Origin of the sequence: Staphylococcus sp. EG-SA-17, assembly GCF_017151845.1 — a bacterium.
Lineage (GTDB): Bacteria > Bacillota > Bacilli > Staphylococcales > Staphylococcaceae > Staphylococcus > Staphylococcus aureus.
In genome coordinates this window covers 1-441 of sequence record NZ_JACVZO010000108.1, presented here as the reverse complement: position 1 = coordinate 441, position 441 = coordinate 1, and the positions used below count along the sequence as shown (strand labels likewise).

Below are 441 nucleotides of genomic sequence, written 5' to 3'. Positions count from 1 at the left end.
AACCGTGATGATCAAAGCGTAAAAAATAACACGATTGATGCTAAAGAACCTACTGGGTCTCGCTCTGAATTAGAACGTGAAATTGAGTCACTTAAACGTAATTTCTTTAATATTATTGATTATGGCAAGCAAGTTAAAAATGATGGTGTCTCATATGGTAGCGAAATTGGTGATGAATTTAAAACACTAATTGGTGATTTTAAATCGGATATTAATCCTAATATCGAAAAATTACAATCACACATTGAAAATCTACAAAATCGTGGCGAAGAAATAAGTAATACTTTTTCAAAAGATAATAAATAAAGTTTTAATCATTAGATTAAACTGTGATACGGGAGTGGCGTTGAATTCATTATGAATATTTCGCTACTCTCTTTATTAATGCCAAAATTGACTTGACTGTTTTTACTGATAGTTAGATAATACGTAGCGTATATA

1 protein-coding gene is annotated in these 441 nt (G+C 29.9%); it reads left to right on the top strand.

Annotated features, from left to right (window positions below):
* Positions 1 to 306: YtxH domain-containing protein (locus IDG65_RS14280; protein ID WP_206174231.1), on the top strand; the 306-nt coding region annotated here is incomplete at its 5' end.
* Positions 307 to 441: the final 135 nt, after the last annotated feature.